This is a genomic window from Neisseria sp. P0024.S006, assembly GCF_051956595.1.
Lineage (GTDB): Bacteria > Pseudomonadota > Gammaproteobacteria > Burkholderiales > Neisseriaceae > Neisseria.
In genome coordinates this window covers 1-474 of record NZ_JBQCXH010000036.1, presented here as the reverse complement: position 1 = coordinate 474, position 474 = coordinate 1, and the positions used below count along the sequence as shown (strand labels likewise).

General features: G+C 55.5%; 1 protein-coding gene. It reads left to right on the top strand.

Going from position 1 to position 474, the window contains the following annotated elements; translation table 11 throughout:
* A partial coding sequence (locus ACTHUF_RS11130) for a hypothetical protein (protein WP_440407726.1) occupies positions 1-474 on the top strand: 474 nt, incomplete at both ends.

The window sequence follows — 474 nt, the reverse complement described above, 5'->3', positions numbered from 1 at the left end:
GGAAGAAAAAAAGGAGATGGGGAAGAGGCGAGTGGCGGGAGGGAAAAGAGGAAAGCGAGGGATAAAAAGAGGGAAAGGGAAGAGGAGAAAAAGGCGAGGAGGGAGGTGTGGAGGGAGGAAGAGGACGAGAAGAGAAACAAGAGGGGGGGGGGAGGGGGGGAAGGCGGAATGAAGCAGGAAAAGGAGAAGAGGGGGGGTGGAAAGAGGGGGGAGGGGGAGGAGGGAGGGGGGAAAGGGGAAAAAGGAGAGAAAAAGGAAAAGGGGGAGAAAAAAGAGAGGGGGGAGAAGGAGGAGGGGAAGAAGGGAAGGGAGGAAAAGGGGGAGGAAAAAAGAAGGGGGGAAGGAGAGAGGAGAGGGGAGAGGAAAGAGGGAGGAGAGGAAAAAAGAAAAAGAAGGAAGAAAGAAGAGGAGGGGGGGGGTGGATGTTCGCTTAACAGGGTATTGAGGCGTTCTTCTACGGCGCGGAACATGGTC